The sequence below is a fragment of the Marinobacter nauticus ATCC 49840 genome (genome assembly GCF_000284615.1).
In the GTDB taxonomy this organism is placed as follows: domain Bacteria; phylum Pseudomonadota; class Gammaproteobacteria; order Pseudomonadales; family Oleiphilaceae; genus Marinobacter; species Marinobacter nauticus.
Genome location: NC_017067.1, coordinates 3,629,779 through 3,654,179 on the forward strand (window position 1 = coordinate 3,629,779; position 24,401 = coordinate 3,654,179).

Genomic DNA, 24,401 nt, shown 5'->3' on the forward strand with positions numbered 1-24,401 from the left:
ATGGCCAGCAGACCCGATACCGACGACTACCTCAACCTGTTCCTGAACGATGTGCCGCTGATGGACGTCCGGGCGCCGGTGGAATTTGCCAAAGGTAGCTTCCCGTCTGCAGAAAACGCCCCGCTGATGAACGACGAAGAACGGCACCGGGTGGGTATCTGTTATAAGGAGAAGGGCCAGGACAAGGCCATTGAACTGGGGCACCAGTTGGTCTCCGGCGACATCAAGGCCCAGCGAATTGAAGCCTGGAAGCGCTTTGTGGCACGACACCCGGAGGGGTATCTGTTCTGTTTCCGGGGCGGATTGCGCTCGCGCCTGACCCAGCAGTGGATCAAGGACTCCGGCATTGACTACCCGCTGGTGAAAGGCGGCTACAAGGCCCTGCGTCGCTTCCTGATTGACAGCCTGGAAGCACAGATCGAATCAGGTCAGTTCCGGATTCTCAGCGGCCGCACCGGTACCGGCAAAACCCGGGTACTGATGCAACTGCCCAATCCGGTCGATCTGGAGGGCCTGGCCAATCACCGGGGCTCCAGCTTTGGCCGGCAGGTAACTCCCCAACCCTCCCAGATCGACTTCGAGAACCGACTGGCGGTGGCCATGCTCAAGGCCAGGCACCAGGTGGGAGGGCCAATCTACCTTGAAGACGAAAGCCGCCTGATTGGCCGCTGCGCCCTGCCGGAAACCCTTCGGGCCCGGATGTCTAAATCACCCCTGCTGATTCTGGAACAGGCCATGGAAGAGCGTATTGCCATCATCCGTGCCGACTACGTTGAAGGCATGCTGACCAGTTACCGGGCCAGGGACGGTGAAGACGCAGGCTGGCTGAATTTCCGGGACTACCTGTTGAGCGCCATCGACCGCATTCGCAAACGCCTGGGCGGCGAGCGTTACCAGAAACTCCGTAACCTGATGCTGCAGGCTCTGGATCAACAGGAAGCCAATGGCTCCCTGGAAGGGCATCATGGCTGGATTGAGGCCCTGCTGACCGACTACTACGACCCCATGTACGACTACCAGCTCACCCAGAAACAGGGCGAAATACTGGTACGGGGCGACCCCGAAGTCATCGCCGAGTGGGCCAGATCCCGCACCAGCACGTAATCCTGGGCGTTGGCAGTAATGCCGCGTACAGCTTTCTCTGCTATATAGTTGGTTCAGACAAATCCCGCTGAACCACGTCATTTGTCGATAAGAACTCACTCAGAAAATATTAACGATCAAGGAGTTTTTCCCTATGGAAGAGTTATTCGGTGCTAACGGGCAGGCCTCTGAATGGGCGGATCAGGCCATTGCCCTGATCATGGCTTATGCCCCAAAGGTTCTGCTGGCGATTGTTACGCTGATTATCGGCCTCTGGCTGATCAACCGGTTCGTCAGGGTGCTGGACAACCGCCTTGGCAAAAAAGATCCGACCCTGAACAAGTTTCTCTGTGGCCTGATCAGCGCCATTCTGAAGATTCTGCTGCTGATCTCCGTCGCCTCCATGGTGGGCATCGCTACCACTTCGTTTGTCGCCATCATCGGTGCCGCCGGCCTGGCGGTGGGCCTGGCCCTGCAGGGCAGCCTGGCCAACTTTGCCGGTGGCGTGCTGATCCTTATCTTTAAACCCTTCAAGGTCGGCGATGTTATTGATGCCCAGGGCTTTCTGGGCTCGGTGCGGGAAATCACCATCCTCTACACCATCGTCGACACCTTCGACAATCGCCGGATCGTGATCCCCAACGGCCAGCTTTCCAACGCCAGCCTGACCAACCTGAGCGCCTACGAAACCCGCCGCTGCGACATGAGCTTCGGCATTGGCTATGGCGATGACATCGACAAGGCCAAGGCCATCTGCAAACGCCTGATCGAAGAGGATGAGCGCGCCCTGAAAGACCCGGCGCCGCTGATCGTTGTTGGCGCCCTCGGCGAAAGCTCGGTAGACCTGACGGTGCGCGCCTGGACCAAGGGCGCCGATCTGTGGCCGTTCTACTGGGATATGCAGGAGCGGGTGAAAAAGGCCTTCGACGCCGAGGGCATTTCGATACCTTTCCCGCAACGGGACGTGCACATGTACAAGGCTGATTAAACGGAACCGTTTCACATGGAAACATCCGGTAACTCGCAAAGTGCGTATCCTGAACTAAGCTGACGACAAGGCGGGGTAAAAACCCCGCCTGCCATCGGGGCCCGGCCCGGGAAAGGCGGATGGCTCCACAACACTGTCGATGCTGTCAGGAGGTTGTGAACATGCCGGCAAAGCAGCTGAAAACATTTCTGGATGAGGCAGGTGTGGACTACATGTGCCTCTCTCACCCCCCAGCCTTCACCGCCCAGGAACTTGCCCATCACGTCAAGATCGCCGGAGATCGGGTAGTCAAAACCGTCATTATCGAACTCGATGGCAAAATGGCCATGCTGGTGATGCCGGCCACCTGGCGTATTCGCTGGGACAGACTGAGCAAGATTCTGGACACCGATTTTGTCGACCTGGCCGACGAACAGGCCTTTCAGGATCGCTTCCCCGATTGCGAAGTGGGCGCCATGCCGCCGTTTGGCAACCTCTTTGGCATGAGCGTTTACTGCGCCGAGGCTTTAACTGAGCAACCGGAACTGGCCTTTGCCGCCGGCAGCCACAGCGAATCCATTCACATGAACACCCGGGACTTCCTGAGCCTGGTACAACCCATGGTTATCAACCAGGGCTTCACCCGTCCGGGCGCCCGCAAACCGGCCTGGCTGGTCCGCAACCCCCGCCGCTCCGGCAATCGGGAGGAGACACCGGCTACCTCCATGGCCGGCTACTGATCCACCCGGGATTGACCCCGGTCGCTTGTCTGCAGCACGGCATCGCGTAAACTGAGGCCAGCAGACAGGAACCGGATATGACACAGACCTTTGACACCATCATCGTAGGCGCCGGCATGGTCGGCGCCGCACTTGCGACCGGGCTGGGCCAGCAGGGCATCCGCGTGGCCCTGATCGACCAGGCTTCCCCCGCCCCCTATCAGCCAGACAGCCACCCGGATATCCGGGTATCTGCCCTCAGTGCCGGCAGCGAGCGCTATCTGGCCAGCCTGGGTGCCTGGCCACGAATACTGGCCATGCGCGCTACCCCATATTGCCGCCTGGCGGTCTGGGACGAGACACCAAATCCGCTCAAACGACTGGTGCCCCGAAGCCTCACTGAGGTGGAATTCGACGCCAACAGCCTGGGCGCGCCGCATCTTGGCCATATCGTTGAGAACAGCATTACCCAACTGGCTCTGTGGCAAACCGCCGAAACGGAAACTGACGTCACCCTGATCACAGGCCACAGCGTTCGGGACCTGGTCCAGAGCGCAGAGTACGCCACGGTGACCCTGGATGATGGCAGCCAGTTGCAGGCCCAGCTGGTGGTCGGCGCCGATGGCGCTATGTCCCGGGTGCGGGAGTTAGCGGGTATCGGTGTTACCCGGGATCAGTACGAACAGCAGGCCCTGGTGATCTCGGTGCGCTATCGGGGCAATGTGGAAGGCATTACCTGGCAGGGCTTTTACCCCAGCGGCCCCAGGGCCTTCCTGCCCCTGCACAGCGCTGGCGAGCAGCACCCTGGAGAGAGCTGGGCCTCCCTCGTGTGGTACGACCACCCGGCCCGACTGGACGAACTCAAGGCCATGGGCGAACAGCAACTGATGGCTGAGATCCAGCAGCATTTCCCCGAACGACTACCGGAACTGACCCACATTGACGCCAGGGCCAGCTTTCCCATCGCCCGCCAGCATGCCAAGCACTATTACCAGAACCGGGTGGTGCTGGCAGGCGACGCCGCCCACACCATCAATCCGCTGGCGGGCCAGGGCGTCAATCTGGGCTTCCAGGACGCCCAATGCCTGCAGGGCGTGCTGAAAGAAGCCCGGCGCGGGGGCGAAGACCTGGCCAGTGCGCACTGGCTCAAACTCTATGAACATCGCCGCCGGCCCGCCAACCAGCGGATGATGCTGACCATGGATCTGTTCTACCACCTGTTCAGCAATGCCATTCCGCCAGTGCACCTGGCCCGCAATCTCGGGCTTGGCGCTGCCCGGGTACTGCCGTTCGCACGCAATCGCGTCGCTCGCTACGCCATGGGCCTGGATGAACAGTTGCCCCCGCCGATTCAACAAATCGTTAATCGCCTGCCCGGCCTGGGTGGCCTATAGTGGCGTACGCGCATTTACTCGACACAAGGAGCCGTTATGTCTGAAACCATCTTCACCAAGATCATCAACCGGGAAATTCCCGCCGACATCGTGTACGAAGACGACATCAGTCTGGCCTTCAAGGACATCAATCCACAGGCCCCGGTGCATCTGCTGATCATTCCGAAGAAAGCCATTGCCACCATCAATGACATTGGGGAAGACGACCGTGAGCTGGTCGGCCATCTTTACTGGGTGGCGGCAAAGCTGGCCAAAGACATGGGCTTTGCCGACGATGGCTACCGGGTAGTGATGAACTGCGGTGAGAATTCCGGCCAGACCGTGTTCCACATTCACCTGCATCTGCTCGCCGGCAAACCCCTGGGCTGGCCGCCGTACACCGACAAGATGAAACAGGCCTGAGCATCCTTCTCACAGACTTGTCGCACAGAATGACAAAGGGCAGCACTGAGGCTGCCCTTTTTGGTTACTGTACGGCCGACCGCTTCAATCGTCGGCTCCAACGCTGTTTAGCATAGCGGCGCAGGTTGGAGACATTATCGGTCTCATCCATGATCTCCGTACCCAGCAGGGTTTCCAGAATATCCTCCAGAGTCACCACCCCGAGCCAGGTTCCCAGCTCGTCGTACACCACCGCAATGTGCTGGCGCTCCCGCAGCATTTCCGAAAACAGGAACTCGATGTTGGTGTTGGCCTTTACTTGTTTGATCTGGCGCAGCCGGCTTTGCAGGTCGTCATCGTCGCTCATGCTGATCAGGTCTGCCCGATGCACGTACCCCAGGGTCTCCCCGTCTTCATCAATCATCGGGTAGCGTGAAAACGGCGACTTCATCACCTTTTCCCGGAATTCCGGCACGGTGGTGTCCGGATCGATAAATTTGCACACCGTACGGGGGGTCATGACGGAACTGACCTTGATCTCGTGGAAACGAAGTACGTTGTGGATAATCCGGCGCTCTTCCTCATCCAGAGCCTGCTGATCACGGCCGATCTCTACCAGCGCACTGATTTCGGCGCGAATATCGGTATCGCCGTCACCCGGGGCAATCCTGCGCGTAACCTGCTTCGACAGCCAGACAAACGGCAGCAGGGCTTTCATCATGAATCCCAGCACAGCCGGCAGCGAAGGGGCGATCACACGCCAGTACTTGGCGCCGATGGTTTTCGGGATGATTTCCGAAAAGATCAGGATCGCCAGGGTCATCGCCGCTGACGCCGCACCCAGCCAGACCTCACCGAAGACAACCGCCACCTGGGCTCCAACGCCGGTAGCGCCGGCCGTATGGGCAATGGTATTGAGGGTCAGGATCGCGGAAAGCGGATCGTCGATTTCATCCTTGAGCCGGCGCAAGCGTGCAAACAGTTGCGGCCGATCATTTTTCAGGGACGCGATGTAACTGGGCGTGATAGACAGCAAGGCTGCTTCGAGAATAGAACAGAGAAATGAAAAGCCGATGGAGATAATCGCGAATGCGACAAGGAGAATCATAGGGCCTCAGAAATGGATTTGTCCCAGCCATGATAGCGCAACTGCGGGCAGGGACAAGAGCGGAAACGGCCACCAAAAGCAGCCGTTTCCAGCCACCTGGGATTAGCGGCCAACCACCCGTTCCGCTTCCTCCATCGGGGTATGGCGAACGTCTTCGCCCTTGACCATGAAGATCACGTTCTCGGCAATGTTGCAGGCATGATCCCCCACCCTTTCCAGGGCACGAAGCACCCACATCACTGACATGCAGCGGGAAATATTGCGGGTATCTTCCATCATGAAGGTCAGCAGGGTGCGGGCGGCAGCCTGGTACTCTTCATCCACCCGCTTGTCCTCTTTCATGATCCGCAGTGCCTGCTCGGAATCCAGCCGGGCAAAGGCATCCAGTGCATCATGCAGCATGGTCAGCACATGGTTGCCAATGTGACGGATTTCGACGTAACCGCGAGGCGCCTGACCTTCCTCCACCAGCTTGATGGCCATTTTGGCAATCTTTTTGGCTTCGTCTCCAACCCGCTCCAGATCCGCCACCATCTTGATCACAGAAATCACCAGGCGCAGGTCCCGGGCAGTGGGCTGACGACGGGCGATGATCAGGGTGGCCTCTTCGTCCAGGTCCACTTCCATTTTGTCGACTTTCTTGTCGTTGGCGCGCACTTCCTCCGCCAGGTGGCTATCGCCATCGACCAGGGCCTGCACTGCCCTTTCAACCTGGGTTTCCACCATTCCACCCATCTTGAGGAACTGGGTCTTCAGCTCCATCAGTTCATCATTGAACTTGTGGGAAATGTGATCCCCGTAAACGTCGTCCTTTTTATTAGGCATAGTGTCTGTCTCCGTTATCCCCGAACATGCATCAGCCGAAACGGCCGGTAATGTATGACTCCGTCAGCTCATGTTCCGGAGAGGTGAATACTTTGTCGGTTTCGTTCACTTCCACCAGGTGGCCCAGGTGGAAGTAGGCGGTGCGATGGGACACCCGGGCCGCCTGCTGCATGGAGTGGGTCACAATGACAATGGTATAGCTCTCGGACAGCTCCGCAATCAGCTCCTCAACCTTGGCCGTGGCAATCGGGTCGAGTGCGGAACAGGGCTCGTCCATCAACACCACCTCCGGGCTCACGGCAATCGCGCGGGCAATACACAGCCGCTGCTGCTGGCCACCGGACATCCCGGTGGCGGTGGCATCCAGACGGTCTTTTACTTCGTTCCAGAGCCCCGCCTTGCGCAGGCTGTTCTCCACAATGTCATCCAGATCGGACTTGCGATTGGCCAGGCCGTGGATGCGTGGGCCATACGCCACGTTATCGTAGATCGACTTGGGAAACGGGTTCGGCTTCTGGAACACCATGCCCACTCGGGCACGCAACTCCACCACATCCCGCTTGGAATCGTAGATGTCCTGCTCGTCCAGCTGCAGCGAGCCCTTGACCCGACAGATGTCGATGCTGTCGTTCATGCGGTTCAGGCAACGCAGGAAGGTGGACTTGCCACAGCCCGACGGCCCGATAAACGCAATCACCTCGTTACGGGCAATATCCAGGCTGATGTTCTTGATGGCCCGGTCTTCACCGTAGAAAACCTCGACGTTGCGCAACTTGAACTTGGGATCGTCGGCAAAAGGCGTTCCGACCGTTTTACCCTCTTCAATCACTGTCTCTGCCGGTCGTTCGTCCTGCACCGGAATGGCCTTCTCTTCAGGCACATCAGCCTCACTGGTTACCGTTGTATTCAGGGTATTCATAAAACTCCTCCTCACCACCGGCGCTCAAGACGCTTACGAAGCCAGATGGCCAATGCATTCATTCCAATCAGGAAAGTCAGCAGCACCATGATGGCTGCAGACGCTCGTTCGATAAAGGCAAGCTCCGGGCTGCCGGCCCACAGGAACACCTGTACAGGCAATACCGTGGCGGAATCGAAGAAACCATCGGGCACATCCACGATAAAGGCCACCATGCCAATCAACAGCAAGGGTGCAGTCTCTCCCAGGGCCTGGGCCATGCCGATGATGGAACCGGTCAGCATGCCAGGCATGGCCAGCGGCAGCACATGGTGTAACACCACCTGCATCTTGGAGGCACCGATGCCCTCGGCCGCCTCACGGATGGAAGGCGGCACACTCTTGATCGCCGCACGGCTGGAAATAATGATAGTGGGCAGGGTCATCAGGGTCAGTACCAGACCACCCACCACTGGCACCGAACGCGGCATGCCGAACAGGTTGATGAACACGGCCAGACCCAGCAGACCGAAGATGATCGAGGGTACCGCCGCCAGGTTGTTGATGTTGACCTCAATGAAGTCGGTCAGTTTGTTCTGGGGCGCGAACTCCTCCAGATAGATGGCCGCAGCCACCCCGATCGGGAACGACAGCGCCAGAGTCACAACCATGGTCAGCAAAGAGCCAACAATCGCCCCGAGAATGCCGGCACGGGACGGATCCCGGGAATCGCCCCGGCTGAAAAACACGTCATTGAAACCGGTATCCACCACGCCGCGCTCGTACAATGTATCTACCCACGCCTGCTGCTTCTCGTTCAGCTTGATGGAGTAGTTCTCATCCCCGGCATGTTTGACGTACACATCCACATCGGTATGGGACAGGAAGGTCATGGTCTGGGTGGTATTAAGCAACTCCGGGTTTTCCCGAAGCGCATCCCGCAGCTGATTGGAGGCATAGGGGTTGATCAGATCTCGGACATCGTCCCTGTCCGACTCCCCGGCTTCCGGGATTTCTTTCATCAAGGCGCGGATCAAGGGCTCGACAAAGTCGGCCATTTTCATCTGGCGTTCGTCGGACGCGTCGTCCAGATACATGGCCTCACCGTCGATATCCACCTCCAGGGTAACGGTGGTTTTGATAAAGGCGGTATGGCCCTTGCCAATAATATCGGCAAACAGGATCACCAGAGCCGACAGGGCAATGGCGATGGCAGCGATACCATAGGCACGGAAGCGGCGCTCCTTGCGGTAACGGCGCTTGAGTGACTGGCGGACAAGTTCCGCCTGTGAACGTTGATCAGTCATACTGTTCCCGATATTTGCGGACAATTTTCAGAGCAATAACGTTAAGCAGGAGCGTGGCCAGGAACAGCATCGCACCCAGGGCGAAGGCGGCCAGAGTTTTGGCGCTGTCGAACTCCTGGTCACCGGTCAGCAGGGTGACAATCTGCACGGTTACGGTGGTCACCGATTCCAGCGGGTTAGCGGTCAGATTCGCCGCCAGGCCTGCAGCCATCACCACAATCATCGTTTCACCAATGGCCCGGGATACCGCCAGCAGTATCCCGCCCATGATCCCGGGCAACGCCGCAGGAAAGATAACCTTTTTCATGGTCTCGGACTGGGTGGCGCCGAGTGCCAGCGAACCATCCCGCAGTGTTTGCGGCACGGCGTTGATAACGTCGTCGGAAAGAGAGGAAACGAAAGGAATAATCATGATGCCCATCACCCCACCGGCTGCCAGGGCACTTTGGGAAGACGCATTGATACCCAGGGAAGCGGCAAAATCACTGATAAACGGCGCCACCGTCAGGGCGGCAAAGAAGCCGTAAACCACAGTCGGAATACCCGCCAGCATTTCCAGCAGCGGCTTGAAAATACCCCGTACCCGCTTGTTGGCATACTCAGACAGATAGATTGCCGATAAAAGCCCTACCGGTACCGCAACCACCATGGCAATGGCAGAGATCAGGAGCGTGCCTGTAAACAGGGGCACCATCCCGAAGGCGCCCTCGGCTGCCACCTGATCGGCGCGCAACGCCGTCTGGGGGCTCCATTGGGTGCCGAAGAAAAACTCAAAGAAGGAAATCTTCTGGAAGAAACGGAAGGTTTCAAAGGCAACCGAAAAGACAATGCCAACCGTGGTGAGGATCGCCAGCGCAGCGCAGGCGAAAAAGATCCATTTCAGGGTGGTTTCAACCTGGCTCCGGGCATTCAGCTTCGGGCTGATCCGGATCCAGCCCAGAAAGCCGGCCAGCACCGCAACGGCAACAACCAGAACCGACATATAGAGCCGACTTTGAGCACGCAAAGCCTGCAACCGCTCGGCTGCCTCGGCAATCGGAGCCTCGACAAAGCCCGGAGGCAGGGCGCCACTGGCCACGTTGCTGATTTTGCTGAGCAGCAGACTGGCTTGCCCTGCCCCTTCCGGCACCAGGTCTGGTGGCAGGGAGCCGATCACCAGCAACTGAATGACTTTACCCTGAAATGCCGCCCACAGTGCCAGCACAATTAGTGCCGGAATGCCGCACCAGAGCGCAGCACGGGCACCGTAATAGAACGGCAGGGATTTGAGATGCCGGATACCACCCATCGGCATGGCCAATGAGCGGGAGCGGGCATATCCAAGACCATAAGCCACCACCACGAAGGCAATGACCAATAGCATGAGGTTAGCCGGTTGCATGAAAATTCCTGTTTGACACGTTTAGCAGGTCACAAGTGTAAAGCGTAAAAAACCAATTCGCACTTTCAACTATCTTATGTGCGAAAGGGTGCGGCCCTTCAGAGCCGCACCCTTTCGCTCACTACTCGCGGTAGTCCGCGCTTACATCAGCTCGTCTTTGGTCAGGTTAGGCATCTTTTCAGCCTTCTCCTGCAGATCCATCAGCGCATCGCGCGGCGGAACGATCAGACCAACGCTTTTCAGGTAGCCATTCGGGCCCATGGCGCCCATGCCGGTAAACTCCTGAGCGTACTCCTGGATGCCAGGAACAACACCAACGTGGGCTTTTTTCACGTAGAAGAACAGTGAACGGGCAACCGGGTAGTCGTCGGCAGCGATCGCTTCGGCAGTCGGAACCTTGCCGTTCAGAGTAGCGGCCTGCAGACGATCAGCATTCTCTTCCAGGAAGCTGTAACCGAAGACGCCGTACATGCCGGTATCACCAATCAGTTTCTGGACGATCAGGTTGTCATTCTCACCCGCTTCGATGAAAGCGCCGTCTTCGCGAATACTCTGACACACACCTTCCATGTCATCTTCACTCATGTTGGCAACCGCAGGCAGGTCTTCACAGCCGCCCTGCAGAGCCAGCTCGTTGAAGGAGTCACGGGTACCGGAAGTCGGAGGCGGCCCCATCACACGGATCGGCTTGTTCGGCAGGCTGGAATCGATGTCGCTCCAGTTCTTGTACGGGTTGGCGATCAGCTCATTCTCGTTTTTCGGGTTGGGTACTTCTTTACCCAGCGCCAGGAACAGCTGCTCCAGGGTTACTTCAAGATTTTCGGCTTCTTTGGAGCTGGCGATCACGATGCCGTCAGAACCAATGCGGAACTCGGTGATGTCCTTCACGCCGTTGCTCTGGCACAGATCAAACTCGGACGGCTTCATACGACGGGAAGCGTTGGTGATGTCCGGGTGCTGGGTGCCTACGCCCTGACAGAACAGCTTCAGGCCGCCACCGGAGCCGGTGGATTCCAGCTTGGGTGTCGGGAAATCGGTGTTGGCACCAAAACGCTCGGCTACCACAGTAGCGAACGGATACACGGTGGAAGAGCCCACGATGCTGATGGTGTCACGGGCCATGGCCGGTGCAGACAGGGCGGCAACAGAGCCGGCCAGCGCAACGGTTGCAAGTGCTTTGTTCAGTTTCATCACGTCGAGTCTCCATTATTTACTTTGGACGTTGTGTCGGATCTGCTTTACCGATGACTGCATCCTAGGGGCACTCTGTGACAACTTTGTTACAGCTTTTGAAATATAGCTGTCATTGTTCAAATTTTCTTGCAGCCCCGCGCCAGCCCGTTACCATGCACAGAAAACAACTCACAAGCTGTACAGGCGATCCTGATGACTGCGTACGATGATGACAAACCGGCCCCCCGGGGCGAGATGATGCTGCAGGTGGTGCCACTGCCGTCAGACACCAATGCCAACGGCGACGTCTTCGCCGGCTGGCTGGTCAAACAGATGGATATTGCGGCGGCGACCATGGCCGGTCGCATTTCCCAGGGCCGTAATGCCACCGTCGCGATGGACAGAATGGAGTTTCTGTCACCCTTGCGTGTGGGCTCCCAGGTGGGCTGCTACTGTGAATTGGTGGACATCGGCCGCAGCTCCATGAAAATCAACGTGGAAGTCTGGACACTGGACCGCGCCTCCAAGACACCCCGCAAGGTGACTGAAGGTCTGTTCGTGTACGTGGCGATTGATGAGCATGGGCGCATCCGGGAAGTCCCGGAGCAGAATCACTAAGCCCGCGCCATCAGCTGCTGAACCAGCGCCTGGTACTTCGGGGCCAGTTCTGAAGCCCGCCAGGCTTGTGGCGGGTTAAGCTCGGGAGGTTGCTTTAACAGCAGCGCCAGCCGTTCAGCGGCCGCCAGGGCTTCCCCGCCGGGATCGGATTCCAGGCTCCGGTATCGGCAGTCTGTCGGCACATATTCCCGGTAGGCCAGCCGGTCCGGTGCCAGCGGCAAGCATCCCGATGCCATCGCCTCCAGCATCGCCAGGCCCTGGAAATCGTGCAGGGCGGTCGACACCACGATATCGGCACTGCGCAACAGCTGATCGTAATCTTGCCGGTGTTCCAGAAAGCCCCAGTGTTCAATGCGGCGGGCAAATTGCTGGTAAATCCGGTCAAAGGCTTGCGGGCGGCTGCGGAAACCTTCACCCACCACACTGATGCGATAGCCCAGCTTGCGCTGCTCCAGCTGTTCCAGCAGGCCGAACAACCTGTCGGGCCCCTTGTCGTATTCCCAGCGATGATTCCATAACAGATGCGGCCGTTCCCGGTTCACGGACCGTGGCTGCTCGATAAACAACCGGTCTTCAATCGGCACCGGCAGCACCGAAGACCTTTCCCTGAGCGTTTCCATCACACCGTAGGGCACCGCATCCGGCATCTTGTTGAGAAAGTCTTCGACGCCCTGCAGAAAGCTGTCCCGGTTCCAGGCACTGTTAAAGACCACTGCATCGGCGGCCAGAGCACTGTAGAGATTGACCATCTGCGGCTCCACCCGGCTCCGCTGCTGGTCGCTGACCGGAAAGGCAAACTGGTTCTCATGCATATAAAGCAGACAGGGGGTGTTCGCGATTCGAGGGTGCAGCCCGCGCAAGGTGGCCAGATCAACCATGGAAGTGGCAATGACCAGGTCCCAGGATTCTTCAAGGCAGGGCTGATCCAGCCAGCTCACCGGATTACCTCGAATCCGCCACTGGAAGAACCTGGGCGGAAGCGCCAGCGTCTGCCAATGATAATCGGGCAGCATGGCGACCAATTGCTCGCGCCAGCGCTGATGACTGGCAGCATCATAAGCGGACAATAACAGAATGCGTTGGGTCATGACGGTCCGAAGCAGGAGGTCGAAGTAATCGGCAAGTATATCAGGCCTCGGACTTCCCCCGGCTCAGGGACCACAGGCCGAACACCGGTCCCGGCAAAAGCAGCAACGCGACCCAACCCCCCCAGGCATTCCAGAGCCCACTGGTGAGCCAGATGGCCGGCAGGGTCAGGCCAAAGCCGACCGCGTTCATGACCGCGAGGGATGAGCCAACGGTTTCTTTCGGGGCCGTTGCTGCGGCCAGCGCGGAGAATTGCGGGGAATCGGCCACCACCGCGACACCCCAAACCAGAAGTAACGCCATTAACAACGCCGGTGGCAGCCCGTTCATCCAGGGATAGAGCAGACACAATGCCCCGGACACCATCAACGCCCACCGGGCAACCCACTCACTGCCACGAGTCCGACTGATCCGGCCGCCGCCAATACATCCAGCCGCACCCATACCGATCACCGCAAACGACAACCAGGGGATCAAGGCATCACCCTGTCCCAGCCGCTGCAGTTCTCGCCCGATCAACAGTGGCACCAGCGTCCAGAAGGCGTATAGCTCCCACATGTGGCCAAAATAACCACCGGCCACGGCCCGGAACCGGGGCAGGCGCAAAGCAGACAGTCCCTGTCTAAGGGGAAGCCGCCCACTGGCTTTGGGCAGGTGCGGCCCGTCACCCAACAGAAACACCAACAGCCCGCCCAGTAGCGCCAGACAGGACGATGCAAACAGTGGCCACTCCCAGGGCATACCTGCTGTTGCCCCTCGCATCAGATGTGGCAGAGCGGTACCCAGGGTCAGCATCCCCACCAGCCAGGCCAGGGCGGCGCCGGCGTATTTGGGTGTCCAGGCAATTACCAGTTTCATACCGAGGGGGTAAATTCCGGCCAGGCACAGGCCGGTAGCGAACCGGAACAGGCTGTCCAGCGGAAACACCCCGGCCACCGCTACAAAGCCGGCGTTCGCCAGTGCGCCCATCAGGCTCGAAATAAGAAAGATGCGGCTGGCGCCGAAGCGATCCGCCAGGCCGGTCACCGCCAGAGCAAGCGTACCGGCAATAAAACCCGCCTGAACAGACAGCGTAAGCCGGCCCAGATCCGATTCCGCTAACCCGAGTTCGGCGGACAGGGATAGCCAGACCCCGTTGATACTGAACCAGAGTGAGGTGCCGAACAATTGTGCGAGCACAATGACTGGCAAAGGATAACGTTGCAGTAGGCTGGTCATATTATTGTCTTTGTGGTTACCGGAAAGCCAAGCCTAGCTCGAAACCCGACTGAGACCCCATGCGACTTTGGTGCCCGGTCACGGTTTGGTTAAACGATCCAGCCGCAGGCGCTCCCGGTCATCAAACAGCCGCCGGCCTCCCCAACTGACCGCCATCACTGCACCAAACCCCGTGCCGACGGTAATAATCAGCATAACCAATATCTGGTACTTAACGGCGACCGCGGGCGGGCTGCCCGCCAGTATCTGACCGGTCATCATGCCGGGCAGGCTGACAATGCCGGCCGCCGCCATGGCGTTAATGGAGGGCATCATGCCACTGCGCATGGCTTCCCGGCGAATATCTTCCAGTGCCTGCTGCCAGGTCTGGCCCAGCATCAGCCGGTTCTCAATCATTGCCCGCTGACGCCAGACCGAGTCATTCAGGCGGTCCAGGGCCAGGCTGACCCCGGTCATGGTGTTGCCCAGCATCATGCCCAGCAAAGGAATCGCATACTGAGGGGTATACCAGGGCTCCGGACCAATCACCACCGCCAGTGCCAGCACGGTCACGGTAAACGACGACACGAACATCGCGCCGGTGCCAATACCAAACGCCCACCCGCCTTTCAGGCGTCGGCTCTGGCGCGCCACCACTTCCCGGCCTGCCACCAGCAGCATGACCGCCGCCAGCAGCGCAATCCAGTAGAAGACGGAAGAGGCAAACAGGGCTTCCAGTACCAGGCCAATCAATGCCAGCTGTATAACCGTTCGTATGGCCGCCACCAACAGGCTGCGGGTGATCCCCAAACGCCCCAGGTAGGCTGTCGCTGCCAACGCCAGTACCAGCAAAGCCGCCAGGCCCAGTTTCCACCAGGCCAGGTCAATCACTTCCATGGACAGGCTCCAGTACGGTTCCACGAATCCGGTAGTGAGCATTAGCTACCCGATGAATCTGTGCAGAATCATGGGCGACCCACAGGGTGGCAATCTGCCGCTGTTCAATTTCCTGCAACAGCCAGCGTTCGATCGCCTCTGTCGATTCGTTATCCAGGTTGGCGGTCGGTTCATCCAGCAGCAGCGCGTCTGGTTCCTGAACCAGGGCCCGCCACAACGCGAGCCTTTGTCGCTCACCGGAGGACAACCGGCTGATCGACCAGTCCATCACCTCGGCAGGGAAACCCAGAGCAGCAGGCAAACGCTCACCAGCCCCCTCGGGAAAGTGGGCGCTTACCTCATCAAACCACCACTGGCTTTCCGCCGGCACCATCACCACCTGGCGCCGCCACTGATGTGCCGGTACGCTCTGTTGATTGAGGTTATCCAGAGAAATCTGACCGCCGTGGGGCTCCAGATCGGCCACCGCGCGCAGCAGCCGACTCTTGCCACTGCCAGAGGGGCCCGCCAGGCACACCACCTGTCCGCGGGGAACGGTCAGCGATACCGCATTCAGAACGCCAATGCTGACATCTTGCAACAACAGCCCTGTCAAAGCCGGGTTACCAGGGCAGTTCCTCACCGTTGCTGTGCCAGAATGACCCGGTATTCTCCAGCGTCAGATTGGCAATGCGCTCGGCCAGCCCCCTGGCAGACTCCTCCGGCGTGATCAGCCCGCCAAAGTTCACCATTCGCGTTTTCACATAACCGGGGTGCAGCTGCGCCACGGCAATGCCCCTGGGTTTGAGATCCACCGCCAGGGATTTTCCGAAAGCGTTCAGCGCAGCCTTCGAGGCCCGATAGCCATAACGGCCGCCGGAGTCGTTGTCGGCGATAGAGCCCATCCGGCTGGTTATATTGGCGATCTTGCTGCCCTGCCCCATCAGAGGCGCCAGGGCTTCGGCCACGCGCAGTGGCGCGTAGGCGTTGATTTCCATCTGGGTGCGAATGGAGTCGAAGTCGATACTGCCCAGCTGCTCGTCCTGCAGCAGGCCCGCGTTGTTGATCAGCAGGCTGATACGCTTGCCCGCCAGACCGGATTTCAGCTTATCGATGCCGGCATCGGTGGTGACATCCACGCCGTCGATCACCTGACCCGCCACACCGGCAAGCTCTTCCGAGGACTGTCGGCATACGCCAATGAACTCGCAGCCCTCAGCGGCATAGTGCCGGGCCAGCTCCAGACCAATACCCCGATTGGCACCGGTAATGACCACCACATTGGAATCAGACATAGCCTTTTTCTCCTATTGGTTTCTCCGCTCGTTCCGGCAACCATACTGACAACGCTGCCGCTGTGGCTACCAGGGCAGTGGAAATCCACAAACAGGCTTCCAGCCCGTAGGCCTGATACACCCAGCCAGAGAGAATGGTGCCCAGCAGCCGGCCGGCGGCGTTAGACATGTAGTAGAACCCCACATCCAGCGATACACCGTCGCCCCGAGCGTAGCTGACAATCAGGTAGCTGTGCAGCGAAGAGTTGATGGCAAACAGTACCCCGAACAACAGCAAACCACCAACCACCACCATCTGTGCCGGCCAGCCAGCCATCAGACCACCGGCAATGGCGGCAGGAACCAACGCCAGCACTGCCGCCCAAAGCACGGCACCGGACTTACCGTTGGCGTGGCCGGTGATTCTGGGCGCAAGGGTCTGGATAAAACCGTAACCGATAATCCAGCTGGCCATAAAGCCGCCAACTTTCCAGTGGTCCCAGCCGAACACCGTGGCCATGTACACCGGCAACGCCACTACAAACCACACGTCCCGGGCGCCGAACAGGAACATCCGGGCCGCCGACAACACGTTGATGGCCCGGCTCTTGGACAGGATCTCGCTGAACTTTGGCTTGGCCTTGCTCTTGCCCAGGTCCTGCCCCAGCAGGAACAGACTGGCCAGCCACACCAGCCCCAGCGCTACCGCCATGAGGATCACCGCACCGGTAAACCCGGCGGCCATCAGCAACAGGCCGCCCAGAAAGAATCCCACCCCTTTCAGGGTGTTCTTGGAGCCGGTGAGAATCGCCACCCACTTGTACAGGGCGCCCTGTTGCTCATCCGGTACCAGCAGCTTGATACCGCTCTTGGCGGACATCTTGTTGAGGTCTTTGGCAATACCCGACAACGCCTGTGCCACCATCACCCAGGGCACCGTGAGCATGGCGGCCGGCACCGCCAGCATGGCCAATGCAACAATCTGCAGGAACAACCCGGTGTTCATGGTGCGGTTCAGGCCCATGCGGGCGCCGAGATAGCCGCCCACCAGGTTGGTCACCACCCCGAAGAACTCGTAGAAGATGAACAACAGGGCGATTTCCAGGGGCGAGTAGCCCAACTGGTGAAAGTGCAACACCACCAGCATCCGCAGGGCACCGTCGGTCAGGGTGAAGGCCCAGTAGTTGCCGGTGATCATCAGGTACTGGCGAATGGCGGCATTCATATCAGGCCTGGCCTACCTTGCGTGTTAGTTCGACGGTGCGGTTGGCGTAGCCCCATTCGTTGTCATACCAGGCGTAGATTTTCACATGGGTGCCGTTGACCACCAGGGTGGACAGGGCATCGACGATGGAAGACCGGGGGTCGGTTTTGTAGTCGATGGACACCAACGGCCGCTCTTCGTAGCCCAGAATGTCTTTCAACTGGCCCTCAGCCGCCTCTTTCAACAGTTGGTTGACGGTATCCCGGTCCGTCGGCGTCTCTACTTCAAATACGCAATCGGTCAGTGACGCATTGATCAGCGGAATCCGCACCGCGTGGCCATCCAGCTTGCCTTTCAGCTCCGGGAAGATCTCGATAATCGCCGTGGCGGAACCGGTGCTGGTGGGGATCAGCGAGCTACCACAGGCACGGGCCCGGCGCAGGTCCTTGTGGGGCGCATCGATAATGGTCTGGGTGTTGGTCAGGCTGTGGATGGTGGTCAACGAACCGTGTTTGATACCGAGTTTCTCGTGGATTACTTTCACCACCGGTGCCAGGCAGTTGGTGGTGCAGGAAGCCGCGGTGATGATGCGGTCGTTGGCGGGGTCGAAGATGTCTTCGTTCACACCCATGACAATGTTCTTCGCGCCCGGCTCTTTCACAGGCGCGGTCACCACCACCCGCTTCACACCCTGATCCAGGTAGCCCTGCAGCACGGCGACCTTTTTATTCACCCCGCTAGCCTCTATCACCAGGTCACAGCCGGACCAGTCGGTCTCGGCGATGGCTTTGTTGTGGGTTACCCGGATGCGCTGGCCGTCAATCAGCATATCGTCACCATCGGCCATCGCTTCACGACTCCAGGTGCCGTGTACGCTGTCAAAATTCAACAGGTGCGCCAGCGTATGGGTGTCCGCGCCGGGATCGTTGATGGCGACGAATTCGAACTCTGGCCAGCCCCAGGCCGCCCGCAGCGCCAGCCGGCCAATGCGACCAAACCCGTTAATGCCTACTTTGATCTTGCTCATGATGTTCTCCTTGCGACCTTCGCGATCCGCATGTGCGATAAAGGATCAGGGGCACTGCACCGCCGGGCGATCCGCCATGGCCTGTAATCTGGCCAGCGGCTGCTTAATCAGTGCCGGGTTGTTAACGGCAGTTTCCTCCAGCACCCGCACCATCCAGTCTGGCAGGTGCGGACTAAGGTAATAATAGACCCATTGGCCCCGGCGCTCTGTTTCCAGCAAGCCAGCTTCACGCAGCGATGCCAGGTGGCGGCTGACTTTTGGCTGAGGCGCCTCAAACGCCGCCATCAATTCGCACACGCACAACTCACCCTGACGGTGGATCAACAGCGTGGCCGCAAGCCGGAGTTCATCTCCCAGGGCCTTGAACAGGGTCATCGGATTGTAATGGGCTTGACCTTTCATATTTACCGACCAATATATACGCTTATTCGAATATGCAGTTTTTCGCATATTAGTGTGACACAGTGATGACGTAAAGGATCGACGATCAACATGCCAACCGCGGATCTTCCCAATATTAAAGCTGAGCTGTTCAATGCTCCCACGGCATCGAAGGTATTCGAGGCCCCGGCCTCCGAGCATCCAGCCCGGATTCTATTGCTATACGGCTCCCTGCGCGAACGCTCGTTCAGCCGCCTGGCGGTGGAAGAATCCGCCCGCCTGCTGGAAGCCATGGGCGCAGAAACCCGTATCTTTAACCCCCGCGGCCTGCCCCTGGCCGATGCCGAAGACGCCAGCCATCCCAAGGTTCAGGAACTGCGGGAACTGGTGCAGTGGAGTGAGGGCATGGTGTGGTGCTCCCCGGAACGCCACGGCGCCATGACCGGCATCATGAAAACCCAGATCGACTGGATACCGCTGTCCCTGGGTGCGGTTCGGCCGACACAGGGCAAAACCCTGGCAGTGATGCAGGTATGTGGTGGCTCCCAGTCATTCAACGCCGTTAATCAGCTGCGGGTGCTGGGCCGGTGGATGCGCATGGTCACCATTCCGAACCAGTCCTCGGTGCCCAAAGCCTTCATGGAATTTGATGGCAATGATCGCATGAAGCCCTCGCCCTACTACGATCGCATCGTGGATGTCATGGAAGAGCTGGTAAAGTTCACCCTGCTGGTACGGGACCGCAGTGATTACCTCACCGACCGCTACTCCGAACGCAAGGAAAGCGCCGAAGAACTGTCGAAGCGTGTGAACCAACGTTCCATTTAAGGATATGCCATGAGCAGCAAAAGCGACGTGAACACGGTTGAAACCACTGACGGCGGCCTGGACCTGTTCGGGCGTTACCTGTCCGTGTGGGTGGCACTGGCCATTGTGGCCGGTGTAGCCCTCGGGCAGTTTGCCCCCTCGATTCCCGAGACCCTGTCCCGCTTTGAATACGCCCAGGTGTCCATCCCTATCGCCATCCTGATCTGGGCGATGATTTTCCCGATGATGGCGCAGATCGATTTCAGCGCCGTGGTCGGGGTGCGAAAAGAGCCGAAGGGCCTCGCCATCACCACTATCGTGAACTGGCTGATCAAACCCTTCACCATGTTCGCCATTGCCTGGTTTTTCCTGATGGTGGTATTTAAACCCTGGATCGCCCCACAACTGGCCAGCGAATACCTGGCCGGCGCCATTCTACTGGGTGCCGCGCCCTGCACCGCCATGGTATTTGTCTGGAGTTACCTGACCAAAGGCGATGCCGCCTACACCCTGGTGCAGGTATCCCTGAACGACATCATCATGCTGTTCGCCTTTGCGCCCATTGTGGTCTTCCTGCTGGGGATTTCCGACATCCAGGTGCCCTGGGATACGGTGATTCTGTCGGTGGTCTTATACATCGTGATTCCCCTCACCGCCGGCTACCTGACCCGCCGGACCCTGATCGCACGCCACGGCGAACAGTGGTACGACAACGTATTTATGAAACGCCTCAGCCCGGTGACCCCGGCGGCGCTGATTGTCACCCTGGTGCTGCTGTTCGCCTTTCAGGGTGAAGTCATTCTGCAAAATCCGTTGCACATACTGCTGATTGCGGTGCCACTGGTTATCCAGACGGTGTTTATTTTCCTGCTCGCCTACGGCTGGGCCAGGCTCTGGAAGGTGCGCCACTGCATCGCCGCCCCAGGGGCCATGATCGGTGCCAGCAACTTTTTTGAGCTGGCGGTGGCGGCGGCCATCGCCCTGTTCGGACTGCAATCGGGCGCGGCCCTAGCCACGGTGGTGGGCGTACTGGTGGAAGTGCCCTTGATGCTCGCCCTGGTGCGCATCGCCAATAACACCCGGAACAAGTTCCCGGCCTGAACGATTAAGCTGAACAGGCGCGTCGCTATCCGCGCCTGTTCAGCCGACAACCACCCTGCTAATATCGCGCTCGTTTTTTGAGCGTCGAACCCGTTAATCAGCACCACCGACCGGAATTAAAAGAATGGATATTTTCCAGGCCCTTTTCCTTGGCCTCCTCCAGGGACTGACCGAATTCCTGCCCATATCCAGCTCAGCCCACCTGATCCTGACACCGGCCTTCTTTGGCTGGGAAGACCAGGGCGTCGGCTTTGACCTGTCGGTGCACGTGGGCACACTGCTGGCGGTGGTGCTCTACTTCCGCCGGGATGTCTTCGGCATCGCCCGGGACGGCCTGATTTCCATGGGCCAGCGCAAAATCGTCGGCCAGGGCGCCCTGGCCTGGTACCTGGTGATCGGCACCATCCCCGCCGGCCTCGCCGGCCTGGCCCTGCTCGACATGATCGACAACGAATTGCGCGGCGCGTCGGTGATCTTCTTCACCACCCTGGTGTTCGGCATCCTGCTGGGCATCGCCGACTGGCTGCCCAAACGCCAGCGCACCATGGATTCCCTGAACTGGAAAGACGCCGTTATCGTCGGCATCGCCCAGGCCATGGCCCTGGTCCCCGGCACCTCCCGCTCGGGCGTCACCATCACCGCCGGCCTGTTCCTTGGCATGACCCGGGAAACCGCCTCGCGGTTTTCCTTCCTGCTGGCGATTCCGATTATCGTGCTGGCGTCGGCGGTAAAACTGCTGGAAGTGGCAACATCCGACGTGATCGTGGACTGGAATGGCTTTCTGATCGGCGGCGTCACCTCGTTCCTGATGGCCATTACCGCCATCCACTTCTTCCTGAAGTGGCTGAACAAGGTGGGCATGTGGCCGTATGTGATCTACCGGATCATTTTGGCGGGTGTAATCTACGCCGTCTTGATGTGACCGTCTGCAGTTTGAATTGCTGACCTTGGAGTCAGGCAGGTATCGGGGTGTGCCTCCCAAAAACCGCTCCTGGCGGCACATCCCTGTGGCGCTTCTGTTCCGCCATCCCTGGCTCCACACATTTTTGGGAGGCACACCCCGATACCTGCCCCGAACTTCTGAGCTAGCCTTCCAAGAAATCAGGGATCATGGACTATTGCGGATTGCCGAAACGTCAGAGCATGGCGGTGGGAACGTCTTTCCAAAAATTTGTGGAGCCAGGGATGGCGGAACACAAGCGCCCATGGACGGCTCGAGCGCTTTTTGGAAAGACGTTCCCACCGTCATGCAGCCCCCTTACTCGAAGGCTGCATGACGCTAACTCAACCGTTTAACAGGCCTCCAAAGGCGCATAAGCCAGCACCAGCCACTTGGCGCCCTCATCGAAGTTCACCTGCACCCGCGTATGATGCCCCGTACCCTCGGAGTTCATCACGATACCCTCACCGAACTTCGGATGCCGAACCCGCTGCCCCAGACTGAAGCCAGACTGCTGGGCCGAATCCTGGGCAAACAGACTCTCATTCGGTCGCTCCACCATCGCCGGCCGCGTCACCGTATTACGCAACCGCACCTCCTGCAGGCAGTCCCCCGGGATCTCCCGAACAAACCGGGACAGTGCATGAAACTTCTCCTGGCCATACAACCGACGGGATTCCGCGTAAGTAAGTACCAGCTTCTTCATAGCCCGGGTAATGCCCACATAGGCCAGGCGGCGCTCTTCCTCCATGCGCCCGGGCTCCTCCAGCGACATACTGTGCGGGAACAAACCCTCCTCAACACCTGCCAGGAACACCATCGGAAACTCCAACCCCTTGGCCGAATGCAGCGTCATCAACTGCACACTGTCCTCATGGGCATCGGCCTGTGATTCGCCGGCATCCAGCGCCGCCTGGGCAATAAACTCCGCCAGCGGATCTACGCCTTCTTCTACATCATAATCCGCCAGCGCGCTGACCAGTTCCTCCAGGTTCTCCACCCGGGCCTGACCCTTCTCGCCCTTCTCACTGGCGTGGTAATCCTTCAGGCCACTGGACTCTATGGCCTGCTTCATCAGCCCCTGCAGGGAAGCGTGCCCCGCCATTTCAGACAGCGTATTGATGATCTCCATAAACTGCTGCAGGCCGGTTTTCGCCCGGCCCTTCACCTGGCCCGCGGCCAGTAACCGCTCGGACGATTCCCACAGGGAAATACCCTGGCCGGTGGCGTATTCACGAATTTCCTGCAGGCTCTTGGCACCAATGCCGCGGGTGGGAATATTCACCACCCGCTCAAAGGCGGCATCGTCCCGGTGGTAATGTACCAGGCGCAGGTAAGCCAGCGCGTTTCGGATTTCCTGACGGTCGTAGAACCGCAACCCGCCGTAAACACGGTAAGGAATACCCTGGCGCATCAGGGCTTCTTCGAGCACCCGGGACTGGGCATTGGAACGATAGAGAATGGCGCATTCGCTGCGCAGATTGCCCTCGCTGACCCAGGCCGAGATGGAATCGGCAATATAATTGGCTTCATCCTGCTCGTTGAACGCGGCGTACAGGCTGATCGGCTCACCTTCCACCCCGTTAGTCCAGAGTTCCTTGCCCAAACGCCCCTGGTTGTTGGCAATCACCGAGTTGGCGGCTTTCAGAATGGTCTTGGTGGAGCGGTAGTTCTGCTCCAGCCGCACCAGCCGGGAATTGGGGAAATCCCGCTGGTACTGCTGGATATTCTCGATCTTCGCGCCCCGCCAGCCGTAGATGGACTGGTCGTCATCGCCCACCACCGTCAGCGGCACCCGGTTGCTGGCCAGCACCTGCAGCCAGGCGTATTGAATGGTGTTGGTGTCCTGGAACTCGTCCACCAGCATGTGCTGGAAGCGCTGCTGGTAGTGACTCAGCAATTCCGGACGATGCAGCCAGAGTTCGTGGGAACGCAGCAGCAGTTCACCGAAATCCACCAGGCCGCCCTGTTGGCAGAGCTTCTCGTACTGGCGGTAGATCTTCAGCATGGTGTTGGTGAAGTGATCGCCCGGATTCTCCTGAATATGATCCGCCCGCAAGCCCTCGTCTTTCTGGCTGTTGATGAACCACTGGGCCTGTTTCGGCGGCCACTGGCTTTCATCGATGCGGTTTTCCCGCATCACTCGCTTGATCAGCCGCAACTGGTCGTCGCTGTCCAACACCTGGAAGTTTTCCGGCAAGCCGGCGTCTTTCCAGTGGGAACGAAGCAAACGATGGGCAATTCCGTGAAAGGTGCCGATCCACAGACCACGGGTGGGAATCTGCATCATCTGCTCCACGCGATAACGCATTTCCTTGGCGGCCTTGTTGGTGAAAGTCACCGCCAGAATGGACGTGGGCGGCACCCGGTCAACCGACATCAACCATGCCATCCGGTGCACCAGCACGCGGGTTTTGCCACTGCCGGCACCGGCCAGCACCAGCAAATGGTCGTTCTGCGCCGTCACCGCTTCGCGTTGGGCGTCGTTCAGGGAATCAATAATATGAGAGACATCCATGGAGCAAGGCTTCATTACTGGTTAAATTTACAGCCCAGTATACCAGCCAAGAGCCCGGCTGCCTCCCCTCGCACAAACTACCCCCTCAAGAGTATATACAGGCCAATTCAAGGCTCTAGGCTTAAAGAGACAGCCA

The 24,401-nt window shown here is 59.1% G+C and carries 24 protein-coding genes; 9 read left to right on the forward strand and 15 right to left on the reverse strand.

The window, feature by feature from the left end; all coding sequences use genetic code 11:
- The 5 genes from mnmH (at window position 1) to MARHY_RS16805 (ending at window position 4,565) form a co-directional block, all read left to right on the forward strand.
- Window positions 1-1,104 carry a tRNA 2-selenouridine(34) synthase MnmH gene (gene mnmH / locus MARHY_RS16785; protein WP_014422883.1) on the forward strand — a complete coding sequence of 368 codons (1,104 nt, stop codon included), beginning with the start codon at window positions 1-3 and terminating at the stop codon, window positions 1,102-1,104.
- A 133-nt stretch (window positions 1,105-1,237) separates the two neighbouring features.
- Window positions 1,238-2,071, forward strand: a complete 834-nt coding sequence (locus MARHY_RS16790; RefSeq protein ID WP_011787027.1) for a mechanosensitive ion channel family protein — start codon at window positions 1,238-1,240, stop codon at window positions 2,069-2,071.
- A 161-nt stretch (window positions 2,072-2,232) separates the two neighbouring features.
- Window positions 2,233-2,790: an aminoacyl-tRNA deacylase gene (locus tag MARHY_RS16795; RefSeq protein WP_014422884.1), complete on the forward strand. Its 558-nt coding sequence runs from the start codon at window positions 2,233-2,235 to the stop codon at window positions 2,788-2,790.
- A 77-nt stretch (window positions 2,791-2,867) separates the two neighbouring features.
- Window positions 2,868-4,163 carry an FAD-dependent monooxygenase gene (locus MARHY_RS16800; RefSeq protein ID WP_014422885.1) on the forward strand — a complete coding sequence of 432 codons (1,296 nt, stop codon included), beginning with the start codon at window positions 2,868-2,870 and terminating at the stop codon, window positions 4,161-4,163.
- Window positions 4,164-4,199: 36 nt separating this feature from the next.
- A complete protein-coding gene (locus MARHY_RS16805) occupies window positions 4,200-4,565 on the forward strand; it encodes a histidine triad nucleotide-binding protein (RefSeq protein WP_011787030.1) in 366 nt (121 codons plus the stop codon).
- A 64-nt stretch (window positions 4,566-4,629) separates the two neighbouring features.
- On the opposite strand, the gene MARHY_RS16810 is transcribed toward MARHY_RS16805, so the two are convergent.
- From MARHY_RS16810 to MARHY_RS16835, 6 genes are all read right to left on the reverse strand, one after another.
- Complete coding sequence (locus tag MARHY_RS16810; protein WP_011787031.1) at window positions 4,630-5,652, reverse strand: CNNM domain-containing protein; 1,023 nt, start codon at window positions 5,650-5,652, stop codon at window positions 4,630-4,632.
- A gap of 102 nt (window positions 5,653-5,754) precedes the next feature.
- On the reverse strand, window positions 5,755-6,477 hold the full coding sequence (phoU, locus tag MARHY_RS16815) for a phosphate signaling complex protein PhoU (protein ID WP_011787032.1): 723 nt from the start codon (window positions 6,475-6,477) through the stop codon (window positions 5,755-5,757).
- A gap of 31 nt (window positions 6,478-6,508) precedes the next feature.
- Window positions 6,509-7,396 (reverse strand): phosphate ABC transporter ATP-binding protein PstB, encoded by an 888-nt coding sequence (gene pstB, locus MARHY_RS16820; protein WP_011787033.1) that lies wholly within the window; start codon window positions 7,394-7,396, stop codon window positions 6,509-6,511.
- A gap of 11 nt (window positions 7,397-7,407) precedes the next feature.
- Window positions 7,408-8,682, reverse strand: coding sequence for a phosphate ABC transporter permease PstA (gene pstA, locus MARHY_RS16825; RefSeq protein ID WP_011787034.1), 1,275 nt, complete (start codon window positions 8,680-8,682; stop codon window positions 7,408-7,410).
- Window positions 8,675-10,063: a phosphate ABC transporter permease subunit PstC gene (pstC, locus tag MARHY_RS16830; protein WP_011787035.1), complete on the reverse strand. Its 1,389-nt coding sequence runs from the start codon at window positions 10,061-10,063 to the stop codon at window positions 8,675-8,677. The genes pstA and pstC overlap by 8 nt, the downstream gene beginning before the upstream one ends.
- Before the next feature lie 141 nt (window positions 10,064-10,204).
- Window positions 10,205-11,257 (reverse strand): substrate-binding domain-containing protein, encoded by a 1,053-nt coding sequence (locus tag MARHY_RS16835; RefSeq protein WP_014422886.1) that lies wholly within the window; start codon window positions 11,255-11,257, stop codon window positions 10,205-10,207.
- 192 nt (window positions 11,258-11,449) lie between these two features.
- Between MARHY_RS16835 and MARHY_RS16840 the strand changes: the two genes are divergently transcribed.
- On the forward strand, window positions 11,450-11,854 hold the full coding sequence (locus MARHY_RS16840) for an acyl-CoA thioesterase (RefSeq protein WP_011787037.1): 405 nt from the start codon (window positions 11,450-11,452) through the stop codon (window positions 11,852-11,854).
- Here the strand turns inward: MARHY_RS16840 and MARHY_RS16845 are convergent.
- From MARHY_RS16845 to MARHY_RS16880, 8 genes are all read right to left on the reverse strand, one after another.
- Window positions 11,851-12,942, reverse strand: coding sequence for a tRNA-queuosine alpha-mannosyltransferase domain-containing protein (locus MARHY_RS16845; protein WP_014422887.1), 1,092 nt, complete (start codon window positions 12,940-12,942; stop codon window positions 11,851-11,853). The genes MARHY_RS16840 and MARHY_RS16845 overlap by 4 nt on opposite strands.
- A gap of 40 nt (window positions 12,943-12,982) precedes the next feature.
- Window positions 12,983-14,158, reverse strand: coding sequence for an MFS transporter (locus MARHY_RS16850; RefSeq protein ID WP_014422888.1), 1,176 nt, complete (start codon window positions 14,156-14,158; stop codon window positions 12,983-12,985).
- A gap of 78 nt (window positions 14,159-14,236) precedes the next feature.
- Window positions 14,237-15,034, reverse strand: a complete 798-nt coding sequence (locus MARHY_RS16855) for an ABC transporter permease (protein WP_014422889.1) — start codon at window positions 15,032-15,034, stop codon at window positions 14,237-14,239.
- Entirely contained in the window at window positions 15,021-15,614 is a 594-nt protein-coding gene (locus MARHY_RS16860; RefSeq protein WP_226374355.1) for an ABC transporter ATP-binding protein, read from the reverse strand. The genes MARHY_RS16855 and MARHY_RS16860 overlap by 14 nt, the downstream gene beginning before the upstream one ends.
- Before the next feature lie 22 nt (window positions 15,615-15,636).
- On the reverse strand, window positions 15,637-16,308 hold the full coding sequence (locus MARHY_RS16865; protein ID WP_014422891.1) for an SDR family oxidoreductase: 672 nt from the start codon (window positions 16,306-16,308) through the stop codon (window positions 15,637-15,639).
- Complete coding sequence (arsJ, locus tag MARHY_RS16870) at window positions 16,301-17,512, reverse strand: organoarsenical effux MFS transporter ArsJ (RefSeq protein WP_014422892.1); 1,212 nt, start codon at window positions 17,510-17,512, stop codon at window positions 16,301-16,303. The genes MARHY_RS16865 and arsJ overlap by 8 nt, the downstream gene beginning before the upstream one ends.
- A 1-nt stretch (window position 17,513) precedes the next feature.
- Entirely contained in the window at window positions 17,514-18,518 is a 1,005-nt protein-coding gene (locus MARHY_RS16875; RefSeq protein ID WP_014422893.1) for an ArsJ-associated glyceraldehyde-3-phosphate dehydrogenase, read from the reverse strand.
- A gap of 45 nt (window positions 18,519-18,563) precedes the next feature.
- A complete protein-coding gene (locus MARHY_RS16880; RefSeq protein WP_022993220.1) occupies window positions 18,564-18,920 on the reverse strand; it encodes a metalloregulator ArsR/SmtB family transcription factor in 357 nt (118 codons plus the stop codon).
- Window positions 18,921-19,010: 90 nt separating this feature from the next.
- Between MARHY_RS16880 and arsH the strand changes: the two genes are divergently transcribed.
- The 3 genes from arsH to MARHY_RS16895 all read left to right on the forward strand — a co-directional run bounded on the left by arsH (window position 19,011) and on the right by MARHY_RS16895 (window position 21,729).
- Window positions 19,011-19,727 (forward strand): arsenical resistance protein ArsH, encoded by a 717-nt coding sequence (gene arsH / locus MARHY_RS16885; protein ID WP_011787046.1) that lies wholly within the window; start codon window positions 19,011-19,013, stop codon window positions 19,725-19,727.
- Between the two features lie 9 nt (window positions 19,728-19,736).
- A complete protein-coding gene (gene arsB, locus MARHY_RS16890) occupies window positions 19,737-20,807 on the forward strand; it encodes an ACR3 family arsenite efflux transporter (RefSeq protein WP_014422895.1) in 1,071 nt (356 codons plus the stop codon).
- 124 nt (window positions 20,808-20,931) lie between these two features.
- On the forward strand, window positions 20,932-21,729 hold the full coding sequence (locus MARHY_RS16895; RefSeq protein WP_011787048.1) for an undecaprenyl-diphosphate phosphatase: 798 nt from the start codon (window positions 20,932-20,934) through the stop codon (window positions 21,727-21,729).
- Window positions 21,730-22,099: 370 nt separating this feature from the next.
- Here the strand turns inward: MARHY_RS16895 and uvrD are convergent, their stop codons facing one another.
- Entirely contained in the window at window positions 22,100-24,265 is a 2,166-nt protein-coding gene (gene uvrD, locus MARHY_RS16900) for a DNA helicase II (RefSeq protein ID WP_014422896.1), read from the reverse strand.
- Between the last annotated feature and the right edge of the window lie 136 nt (window positions 24,266-24,401).

Bases quoted from the DNA above. Each gene is read 5' to 3' on its own strand.
- mnmH (WP_014422883.1), top strand. From the start codon at position 1: ATGGCCAGCAGACCCGATACCGACGACTACCTCAACCTGTTCCTGAAC.
- MARHY_RS16790 (WP_011787027.1), top strand. From the start codon at position 1,238: ATGGAAGAGTTATTCGGTGCTAACGGGCAGGCCTCTGAATGGGCGGAT.
- MARHY_RS16795 (WP_014422884.1), top strand. From the start codon at position 2,233: ATGCCGGCAAAGCAGCTGAAAACATTTCTGGATGAGGCAGGTGTGGAC.
- MARHY_RS16800 (WP_014422885.1), top strand. From the start codon at position 2,868: ATGACACAGACCTTTGACACCATCATCGTAGGCGCCGGCATGGTCGGC.
- MARHY_RS16805 (WP_011787030.1), top strand. From the start codon at position 4,200: ATGTCTGAAACCATCTTCACCAAGATCATCAACCGGGAAATTCCCGCC.
- MARHY_RS16810 (WP_011787031.1), bottom strand. From the start codon at position 5,652: ATGATTCTCCTTGTCGCATTCGCGATTATCTCCATCGGCTTTTCATTT.
- phoU (WP_011787032.1), bottom strand. From the start codon at position 6,477: ATGCCTAATAAAAAGGACGACGTTTACGGGGATCACATTTCCCACAAG.
- pstB (WP_011787033.1), bottom strand. From the start codon at position 7,396: ATGAATACCCTGAATACAACGGTAACCAGTGAGGCTGATGTGCCTGAA.
- pstA (WP_011787034.1), bottom strand. From the start codon at position 8,682: ATGACTGATCAACGTTCACAGGCGGAACTTGTCCGCCAGTCACTCAAG.
- pstC (WP_011787035.1), bottom strand. From the start codon at position 10,063: ATGCAACCGGCTAACCTCATGCTATTGGTCATTGCCTTCGTGGTGGTG.
- MARHY_RS16840 (WP_011787037.1), top strand. From the start codon at position 11,450: ATGACTGCGTACGATGATGACAAACCGGCCCCCCGGGGCGAGATGATG.
- MARHY_RS16845 (WP_014422887.1), bottom strand. From the start codon at position 12,942: ATGACCCAACGCATTCTGTTATTGTCCGCTTATGATGCTGCCAGTCAT.
- MARHY_RS16850 (WP_014422888.1), bottom strand. From the start codon at position 14,158: ATGACCAGCCTACTGCAACGTTATCCTTTGCCAGTCATTGTGCTCGCA.
- MARHY_RS16855 (WP_014422889.1), bottom strand. From the start codon at position 15,034: ATGGAAGTGATTGACCTGGCCTGGTGGAAACTGGGCCTGGCGGCTTTG.
- MARHY_RS16865 (WP_014422891.1), bottom strand. From the start codon at position 16,308: ATGTCTGATTCCAATGTGGTGGTCATTACCGGTGCCAATCGGGGTATT.
- arsJ (WP_014422892.1), bottom strand. From the start codon at position 17,512: ATGAATGCCGCCATTCGCCAGTACCTGATGATCACCGGCAACTACTGG.
- MARHY_RS16875 (WP_014422893.1), bottom strand. From the start codon at position 18,518: ATGAGCAAGATCAAAGTAGGCATTAACGGGTTTGGTCGCATTGGCCGG.
- MARHY_RS16880 (WP_022993220.1), bottom strand. From the start codon at position 18,920: ATGAAAGGTCAAGCCCATTACAATCCGATGACCCTGTTCAAGGCCCTG.
- arsH (WP_011787046.1), top strand. From the start codon at position 19,011: ATGCCAACCGCGGATCTTCCCAATATTAAAGCTGAGCTGTTCAATGCT.
- arsB (WP_014422895.1), top strand. From the start codon at position 19,737: ATGAGCAGCAAAAGCGACGTGAACACGGTTGAAACCACTGACGGCGGC.
- MARHY_RS16895 (WP_011787048.1), top strand. From the start codon at position 20,932: ATGGATATTTTCCAGGCCCTTTTCCTTGGCCTCCTCCAGGGACTGACC.
- uvrD (WP_014422896.1), bottom strand. From the start codon at position 24,265: ATGGATGTCTCTCATATTATTGATTCCCTGAACGACGCCCAACGCGAA.